At 69.2% G+C, this 7,042-nt stretch carries 10 protein-coding genes and 1 pseudogene; 5 read left to right on the top strand and 6 right to left on the bottom strand.

The features are described 5' to 3' along the window. Positions 1–209, top strand: a pseudogene (locus tag QZ271_RS13445) (ribonuclease H); the annotation flags it as partial. A 167-nt stretch (positions 210–376) separates the two neighbouring features. On the opposite strand, the gene QZ271_RS13440 reads toward QZ271_RS13445, so the two are convergent. Continuing rightward, positions 377–931 (bottom strand): VUT family protein, encoded by a 555-nt coding sequence (locus tag QZ271_RS13440; protein WP_291432311.1) that lies wholly within the window; start codon positions 929–931, stop codon positions 377–379. 134 nt (positions 932–1,065) lie between these two features. Between QZ271_RS13440 and QZ271_RS13435 the strand changes: the two genes are divergently transcribed. The 4 genes from QZ271_RS13435 to QZ271_RS13420 all read left to right on the top strand — a co-directional run bounded on the left by QZ271_RS13435 (position 1,066) and on the right by QZ271_RS13420 (position 3,055). Beyond that, positions 1,066–1,539, top strand: a complete 474-nt coding sequence (locus QZ271_RS13435) for a putative dsRNA-binding protein (protein WP_291432309.1) — start codon at positions 1,066–1,068, stop codon at positions 1,537–1,539. Continuing rightward, complete coding sequence (locus QZ271_RS13430) at positions 1,536–2,201, top strand: HAD family phosphatase (protein WP_291432306.1); 666 nt, start codon at positions 1,536–1,538, stop codon at positions 2,199–2,201. Before QZ271_RS13435 ends, QZ271_RS13430 begins: the two co-directional genes overlap by 4 nt. After that, a complete protein-coding gene (locus QZ271_RS13425; protein WP_291432304.1) occupies positions 2,198–2,539 on the top strand; it encodes a YraN family protein in 342 nt (113 codons plus the stop codon). Before QZ271_RS13430 ends, QZ271_RS13425 begins: the two co-directional genes overlap by 4 nt. Before the next feature lie 201 nt (positions 2,540–2,740). Next, positions 2,741–3,055 (top strand): hypothetical protein, encoded by a 315-nt coding sequence (locus QZ271_RS13420; protein WP_291432302.1) that lies wholly within the window; start codon positions 2,741–2,743, stop codon positions 3,053–3,055. Between the two features lie 110 nt (positions 3,056–3,165). Here QZ271_RS13420 and QZ271_RS13415 read toward each other — a convergent pair whose 3' ends face one another. The 5 genes from QZ271_RS13415 to QZ271_RS13395 form a co-directional block, all read right to left on the bottom strand. Continuing rightward, positions 3,166–3,660 carry a hypothetical protein gene (locus QZ271_RS13415; protein ID WP_291432301.1) on the bottom strand — a complete coding sequence of 165 codons (495 nt, stop codon included), beginning with the start codon at positions 3,658–3,660 and terminating at the stop codon, positions 3,166–3,168. A gap of 179 nt (positions 3,661–3,839) precedes the next feature. After that, complete coding sequence (folK, locus tag QZ271_RS13410) at positions 3,840–4,478, bottom strand: 2-amino-4-hydroxy-6-hydroxymethyldihydropteridine diphosphokinase (protein ID WP_367114378.1); 639 nt, start codon at positions 4,476–4,478, stop codon at positions 3,840–3,842. Positions 4,479–4,481: 3 nt separating this feature from the next. After that, positions 4,482–4,844 (bottom strand): dihydroneopterin aldolase, encoded by a 363-nt coding sequence (gene folB, locus QZ271_RS13405; RefSeq protein ID WP_291432315.1) that lies wholly within the window; start codon positions 4,842–4,844, stop codon positions 4,482–4,484. A 72-nt stretch (positions 4,845–4,916) separates the two neighbouring features. Next, positions 4,917–5,825: a dihydropteroate synthase gene (gene folP, locus QZ271_RS13400; RefSeq protein ID WP_291432299.1), complete on the bottom strand. Its 909-nt coding sequence runs from the start codon at positions 5,823–5,825 to the stop codon at positions 4,917–4,919. Beyond that, positions 5,822–6,610: an ImmA/IrrE family metallo-endopeptidase gene (locus QZ271_RS13395; protein ID WP_291432313.1), complete on the bottom strand. Its 789-nt coding sequence runs from the start codon at positions 6,608–6,610 to the stop codon at positions 5,822–5,824. The genes folP and QZ271_RS13395 overlap by 4 nt, the downstream gene beginning before the upstream one ends. Between the last annotated feature and the right edge of the window lie 432 nt (positions 6,611–7,042).

Genomic DNA, 7,042 nt, shown 5'->3' with positions numbered 1-7,042 from the left:
TCCCGCCGAGCGCGCAGGCGCTGCTGGCCGCCGTGGAGCTGGCCCTGCCGGGCGAGGTTCTCGTCGTGCGGCGGGCCAGCCGGGTCGCGCAGGCACTGTGGCACCGGCCCGAGCGGGCGCTGCGGGCAGGCGCGCAGGCGACGCTGCAACTCGCGCGCCGCGCCGCCGACGAGAACGGCGTGCAGGTCGAATTCCTGGGCGCCGGCTGAAGGGAGCGGTGATACGGATTCCGCCTGCATGATACGGATTCCGGTTGATTCGGCGCATTTCTGAATCCATCCGAGCGGACGCGAGGAGGAATAGCAGACGCCCCTTCGCGGTATGGAGTCGCAGACGGCGCTTTTCCGACTGTGGCGCAGTGGAGCGGTAGTCCGTATCAGGCGGCGCTGCGCGTCACGTGCCGGACGCGCAGCGCGAACAGCGCGGCGATCAGGTACTTGATGACGATGTCCGCGAAGATGATCTGCGCGATCTGCGAGGCGGGCATGTCGCCCCAGAAGGCCAGCAGGTTGAACAGCACGCTGTCCAGCGGGACGCTCACGGCGTTGCTGGCCAGCACCCTCGTCCACCAGTTGCGCCTGATCAGGCGCTGGTACACGGCGGTGTCGGCCAGTTCTCCAGCCAGGATGGCCAGGAAGCTCGCGCCGATGAAGCGCCAGGGCGTCCCCGTGATGAGCGCAACGGCGGTATTCACGACCAGCGCGGCGGCAATGGCCACGTACACGGCGTTCAGGCCGCCGGCGCGGTGAATGCGGTCGCGCAGCGTGAACACGGCCGCGAAGAAGATGGTACCCACGCTCAGCAGGCCGTACAGCGGCAGCGGAATGAAGGTATTCAGGGTCAGGTTCGCCAGCAGGATACTCAGGGCGTACAGGGCGATCAGCAGCAGGGGCAGCGGGGCGAGCAGGCTCCGCGCGGCGGGGGTTTTCATAGGCGTGACCTCCGGCCGCAGCGACAGCACAGGTCACGGGCCGCGCACGAGCTTACAGCATTGGTCATGAAGGCGGGCGCGGCGTGAGTCAGAACGTCGCCCGTGAGCCTCGGTGCCGCGCTACGCTGGGCGGCATGAATGCCAAGGGTGATCTGATCGCGCGGGCGCTGACGCTGGGGCTGGGCGCGCCCACCTTCGAGGCACAGACGCACGGCCCCCCGCACGACCGCCGGTTCCGGGTGACGGTTCAGGCGGGCGGGCAGGTGCTTGGCGAGGGTGGCGAGGGCCGCAGCAAACGCGACGCCGAGCGCGTGGCGTCCGAGTCGGCGCTGCGGGCGCTGGGCAGCGAGCCTTCCCTGACGCCTTCATTGCCGCCTTCCCGGCCGGACATGCCGGAAACGCCGGACGGCGAGGGGTCCGCCGCGCCGGGGCGCTGGCCGATCTACGGGGCGGTCCTGGCCGGCGCGCTGGACGCCGCGCTGGAGTTCGCTCCCGAGGACGCCTCGCTGGACGATGTGCGCCGCCGCGCCGCTCGCCTGTACCGGGAGCTGCTGGGCGAACTCGGGCACGGCCCGGACGACCTGGACTGGCCCGGGGACCAGCCATGAGCGCCTGGCCGTGGCGTCCGGCGGGTGTGCTGTTCGACATGGACGGCGTGCTGACCGATAACAATCACTTTCACCGGCAGGCGTGGCGGGAGGTGGCGGCCAGCGTGCTGGGCCTGACCCTGTCCGGGCACGATCTGGATACCAAGGTGGACGGGGGCCGCAACCCGGAGATCATCGAGCGTCTGACCGGCACGTACCCGGACGAGGCCCTGGCCGCTCACTTCCATCAGGTCAAGGAGGGCCGGTACCGGGAGCTCGCGGCGGGCGCGCTGCGCGAGGTGGCGGGCCTGAGCGCCTACCTGGATGCGCTGGAATCACGCGGGATTCCGTTCGCGCTGGTCACGAGTGCCGACCGCGTGAACGTGGAGTTCGGGCTGCAGGCGCTGGGGCTGGGGAGCCGTTTCGGGCCGCGCGTGCTGGGCGAGGATGTCACGCAGGGTAAACCGCACCCGCAGCCGTTCCTGCTGGGCGCCGCACGCCTGAGCCTGGACCCGGCCGATTGTCTGGCACACGAGGACGCCGTGAACGGCGTGCGCAGCGCGGTCGGCGCGGGCTGCCGCGTGGTGGCCCTCACCACCACCGCGCCCGGCGCGGCCCTGCGTGAGGCGGGCGCGGAACGAACCACGCCGGACTTCACGTCCTGGGCCGACTGGCTGGCGTGAAGGGCACGGACGCCGAGAACCGCGCCGAGGCGCACCTGCGCAGCCTGGGCCGCGATATCCTGCACCGCAATTACCGCATTCCCGGCGGCGAGATCGATCTGGTCTCCCGCACCCCGCTGGGCGTACTGGTGTTCACGGAAGTCCGGCAACGGGCCGCGTCCCGCCATGGCAGCGCCGCCGAGAGCGTCACATCCCGCAAACTGGCCCTGATGCACCGCGCCGCCCTGGCCTACCTGATCCGCGAACTGGGCCGCGACGACCTGCCCTGCCACCTGGAAGTGCTGACCATCGACGGCCCGGCTGCGACGGGCACGCTGCGCGTCATTCCCCTCGACTGATACGGAGTGATACGGACTGCGGTTGATTCGGGGCAGTTCTGAATCAATCCGAGCGGACGCGAGGAGGAACAACATGCGGATTCTGCGGTGTGAAGCCGCAGGCGGCGCCTTCCCGACTGTGGCGCAGTGGAGCGGCAGTCCGTATCAGGGGGGCAGGCAGGTCAGCGGCGCCGATGGCAGTCATGCTCTAGAATTCCGGTCATGAGAAGCGCGTACCTGTCTGCTGCCCGCGCCCTGCAACTGGGGCGTGACTGGGCGGTCGAAGGAGAACAGAACCGCGCCCTTTCCTCGTACAGCGAGGCCCTGAACCTGCTGACGATCCTGCCACCCGAACGCACGCGGGACGTGCTGCTGGCGCACACACACCTGGCGTTCTACCAGACGCTGGAACTCGTGAGCGCGCCCGGCAGTCAGCGGCACCTGCAACTGGGCGTCAGTTACGCCCGAAGCACCCGCGATCCCCTGGCCCGCGCGATTGCCGAGGAGTGCCTCAGTGGCCTGGAAGTGGTGATGTAATACGGACTGCCGTTGATTCAGAACTGCACCGAATCAACCGCAGTCCGTATCAGTGAAACAAAGGCAGGCCGCGCCCCCACTGGGAAGCGCGGCCTGCGGTGATCTGAGGGTTACTGGCCGGGGAGGCTGAGCTGCGCGGTGGTTTTGCCGGTTTTCTTGTCGTGCGCGCACTGCAGCGGAAGCTGGCCCAGGATGTTGATCCGCTCGCCGTTGTGCACGGCGACGGTCGCGGGAACGGTGAAGGTCCACCCGCCGCCTTCGGTGGTCTGGGTGGCCTTGATGATCTGGGCGGGTTCGGCGTCCAGGTCAGCGTGAATGGTATCGCCAGACTTCAGGGGGGCGCTCTGCTCGATCAGGGTCTTGAGGGGGATGCTCTGACCGGCGGCACCGACCGTGAGTTCCTCGGTGTCGTGCGCGAGTTCCTTGCAGTTCTCGATGAACCTGTAGCGGCTGATGCCGTTGGCTTCCCGGTCGCTGTAGATGGGGTTGTGGCGGACGGCGGTGGCCGTCACGAAGCCCAGCAGGGCCAGGGTGAGAAGGAGGACGACCCACAGCAGCGCGCGGCCTGCGCCTCCGTGGCTGGTGGTTTTGGTGTGCTCGCTCATGTCGCCTCCCAGCATAGCGCCCCGGGGGAGCACAGACGGCGTGAGGTGTGACGGTCTGCTGTTACCGTCCGGCAGACCGCCGCGGCTGGCCTTCACCTGCCTGGCCTTTCCCTGCCAGGGTTCCCACCTGTGCGGAGCGTGGACCCGGGCTTGTCACGGTCACAGCTGGATGCTGGCGATCAGGGCAGCCAGGGCCCGCCGATCCGCTGAACGCCGTCCATGCCGAGGCGGATCAGGGCGGCGCGCACGGTCTCGCCGGTGACAGGGTGGCGCAGGTCGGGGTTCAGGTCGTTCAGGGGCGCCAGCACGAAGGCGCGGTCCCAGGCGCGCGGGTGGGGCAGCCTCAGTGAGGGGTGGTGGCTGATCAGGTCGCCATACGTGATCAGGTCGAGGTCCAGGGTGCGGGCTTGCCAGCGTTCGTGGCGTTCGCGGCCTGCGGCGGCTTCCAGTTCGTGCAGCGCGGCCAGCAGGGGTCCGGCGTTCAGGCTGGTACGGAGCTGCGCGGCGGCGTTCAGGTAGTCGGGCTGGCCGGGGGGGCCGCCGACCGGCGCGGTGCGGTACAGCGCCGAGACGCCCACCACCTGCCCCAGCGTCCCCAGCTGCGTGGCGGCCCGGCGCAGCGCGGCCAGTGGGTCGCCCAGGTTCGCGCCCAGGGCGATGAAAGCGTCGGTCCTGGTATTAAGTACACTGCGTTTATCTTGTAGATAAACCGCGCGGAGCGCGTAGCAGAAGACAGTACGTTGGAGCGGGAATGGAGAGGTTCCGGCGCTTTCCCGGAATCTCGCAATGTTAGCTTCAACGTACTTAGCGGCCTTCAAGGCTTACTGGTCCGCGCGGGTCAGGGTCAGTTCGGTGAACACGTCGCGGAACACGCCGGGCAGCGGCGCGAAGGGTTTGTGCACGCGCACGGTCACGGCCTCCAGTTTCGGTTGCTCACGCAGCAGGCGGCGGGCGATGAAACCGGTCAGCACCTCGATCAGCTGGTGGCGGGTGCCCGTGACTTCCTCCTGAATGGCGGCGTACACCTCGGCGTAGTTCACGGCCTCGTTCAGGTCATCTTTCAGCTGCGCGAAGGAGTAGTGCAGTTCGGCGTCGATCACGAAGCGGGCGCCCAGCACAGCTTCGGTGTCGTACACGCCATGCCGCGCGTGAAATTCCAGTCCCTGGAGGACGACGCGGCTCACGGTTGGCCCGGCAGGGGGCGTGACGGTGGTCAGGGCGGGCTTCATCGTCCCCGAGTCTACCGCCGGGCCGGGTCAGGCGCCCCGCATGGCCTGAACGTCCGGGGCCTGAATGTCCGGGGTCTCCACACCCAGAGCCGCCTGTACCCGCAGGGCCTGAACGTGCGCGGCTGCGGCGTGGGCGCGGACCACGGCGACTCCCTGGCGGGCGGCGTGCAGGTGTAGCGCCAGCGTACCGGGGTCACGGTCGGCTGCGTGGGGCACCTGCGCGATCAGGTCGATCAGGCGCTTGCGGCTCGCGCCGATCAGGACGGGGTGCGGGCCTGCGCTCAGGTCAGGCAGGGCGCGCAGCAGGCTCAGGTTGTGCTCGGGCGTCTTCCCGAAGCCGATGCCGGGGTCCAGCAGCACACTGGGCACCCCGGCGTTCAGCGCCTCGCGCGCCTGCTCACGCAGGTAGGTGTGCACCTCGTTCACCACGTCGCCGTAGTGCGGAGCGGCCTGCATGGTCTGGGGCTGGCCCTGCATGTGCATCACGCAGGCGGGCGCTCCGGCGTCAGCGCAGACGCGGCGCATGGCCGGGTCACGCAGGCCGCTCACGTCGTTGATCAGGTGCGCTCCGGCGCGCAGGGCGGCGGCCGCCACCTCGGCCTTCATGGTGTCTACGCTCAGCAGCACGCCCTGCCCGGCCAGCGCGCGGATCAGGGGGAGCACCCGGTCAAGTTCCTCGTGCGCGGGTACGGGAGCCGCGCCGGGGCGGGTGCTCTCGCCGCCGATATCCAGGATCAGCACCCCGGCGCCGCGCATGCCACGCGCGCTGTTCAGGGCGGCGTCCAGCGCAGCGTGACGGCCCCCGTCGCTGAAGCTGTCGGGCGTCACGTTCAGGATGCCCATCACGGCCGCGCCGCGCCAGCGCCACTCCCAGCCCCGCGCCGTGCGCACCGTTCCCGGAGCCTGCAGACCGAAGGTCAGGGTGTGCGCGTTCACGCCGGTCCGGTCCGCTCAGGGAGCAGGAAGCTCACCAGCACCCGCTGACGGACCGGGAAGGCGTCCACCTGGGCAGGCATGCGCCGCCCGGAGCGGAACGGCACGTAACTGGCCTCAGAGATCGGCAGGCGCGTATCGAGCGCCACGGCCACCGGGTGATCGTCCGGGATGGTCGTTCCTGACCGCAGGGTGTACTTCACGCCGGGAGCGCCGCCCGCCACGCGCACGGTCAGGACTTTCGGGGCTCCGGCCCCTGCGTTCGTAGGGGGTCCGGCGTGAGGTTCGTCATCGTCTCCGGCGCGGCTCAGGGCGCACACGGCGTACAGGACCGGCGCAGCCGTGCGTTCGGCCAGGGCATACAAGGCGGTGCTGACGCTCACGTCGGCGCGGCGGGCCAGTTCGGCCAGGGCGCGGCCGGTGGGTCCGAAACGGGCCAGCAGGTCCGTCAGCAGTTCATCGGGCATCAGCAGCGCGGCGGCTCCCGCGTTACACAGCGTCTCGATGACCTGTTCCAACCGCTCGCCCTCGAAAGAATCGTGCAGGTCACTCAGCAGGTCGTCGTCCCCCAGCAGGAGCGCGTGGCTGATCTCGTGCGCCAGCGTGAAGCGTTGCCGTTCAGGCCGCACGCGCGAGTTGATCAGAATGACGTTGTGCTCCGGATCAAAGGCTCCGTCCCGGTCACCCATGGGCATGAACGTCAGTTGCACGCCCTCCAGGCCGTGCATAAGCCCGTGGGTATCCAGCCCGGGCAGGGTGCGGGCGTAGGTCACGGCCAGCTCTTTCATGCGTCCCTTCGCGCCTTCCAGCAGGTCAGCAGGCGGCCCGGCCCCCTCCGGCGCGGCGTCCGGGCGGGCGGGGAGGTCAGCAGGGACGTCACTCACCCCCGCAGCTTACCGTACTCGCCCCGCGCGCCTGAGCCCACCTGCCGGGACACCACAGCAGAAGCTCGGCTCTGGGAACCTGCCGCGCGCCCATGACGGCGTGGGTGGCCCACTCCACATCCGGAATCCGTGTTAAGTACACTGCGTTTATCTGACAGATAAACCGCGCGGAGCGCGGAGCAGAAGAAAGTACGTTGGAGCGGGAATGGAGAGGTTCCGGCGCTTTCCCGGCAGGGCGCCATGTGAGCTTCAACGTACTTAAGTACACTGCGTTTATCTCGTAGATAAACCGCGCGGAGCGCGTAACAGAAGAAAGTACGTTGGAGCGGGAATGGA

This window comes from Deinococcus sp., from assembly GCF_018260555.1.
Lineage (GTDB): Bacteria > Deinococcota > Deinococci > Deinococcales > Deinococcaceae > Deinococcus.
This window is presented reverse-complemented; position numbering and strand designations above follow the sequence as displayed.

Excerpts from the sequence above, each read along its gene's own strand:
- QZ271_RS13430 (WP_291432306.1), top strand. The coding sequence starts at position 1,536 with ATGAGCGCCTGGCCGTGGCGTCCGGCGGGTGTGCTGTTCGACATGGAC.
- QZ271_RS13395 (WP_291432313.1), bottom strand. The coding sequence starts at position 6,610 with ATGAAAGAGCTGGCCGTGACCTACGCCCGCACCCTGCCCGGGCTGGAT.
- QZ271_RS13435 (WP_291432309.1), top strand. The coding sequence starts at position 1,066 with ATGAATGCCAAGGGTGATCTGATCGCGCGGGCGCTGACGCTGGGGCTG.
- QZ271_RS13415 (WP_291432301.1), bottom strand. The coding sequence starts at position 3,660 with ATGAGCGAGCACACCAAAACCACCAGCCACGGAGGCGCAGGCCGCGCG.
- QZ271_RS13440 (WP_291432311.1), bottom strand. The coding sequence starts at position 931 with ATGAAAACCCCCGCCGCGCGGAGCCTGCTCGCCCCGCTGCCCCTGCTG.
- QZ271_RS13420 (WP_291432302.1), top strand. The coding sequence starts at position 2,741 with ATGAGAAGCGCGTACCTGTCTGCTGCCCGCGCCCTGCAACTGGGGCGT.